Origin of the sequence: Stappia sp. BW2 (assembly GCF_008107695.1) — a bacterium.
Classification (GTDB): Bacteria; Pseudomonadota; Alphaproteobacteria; order Rhizobiales; family Stappiaceae; genus Roseibium.
The window spans coordinates 1-439 of the sequence record NZ_VIRG01000043.1; the positions used below are offsets into that span (position 1 = coordinate 1).

General features: G+C 35.5%; 1 protein-coding gene. It reads left to right on the plus strand.

Annotated features, from left to right (window positions below):
- On the plus strand, positions 1 to 439 hold a 439-nt coding region (locus FMN63_RS03035), incomplete at both ends, for a hypothetical protein (protein WP_209000914.1).

Consider the following 439-nt stretch of genomic DNA (forward strand, 5'->3'; position numbering starts at 1 on the left):
CTCCTAGTATAATATTAACAGTAAAAGATAAAGAAAATTATTCGATCAATAGTGATGGTATTCAACTCAATGGGGTTGTAGGGACGTTATTAAATGAAAAAGGGATATCATTACTGGTTAACGAAATCGATGCTAAACCTGGAGATCAATTTGTTATTACACAGTTGCCTCGATTAAAGGCCATTTCTGATCTTTTAAAAAGTTTTAGCGTTGCTGATTTGGGTAAAGATACGGGAATGTTAACGTTGACTCTTACTGGAGATAACCCAAAAAGAATATCTCATATTTTGGACAGTATCAGTCAGAACTATCTTGCACAGAACATTGCTAGACAAGCTGCGCAGGATGCTAAAAGTCTCGAGTTTTTAAATCAACAATTACCCAAAGTTCGTGCCGAATTAGATTCTGCGGAAGACAAGTTAAATGCTTATCGTAAGCA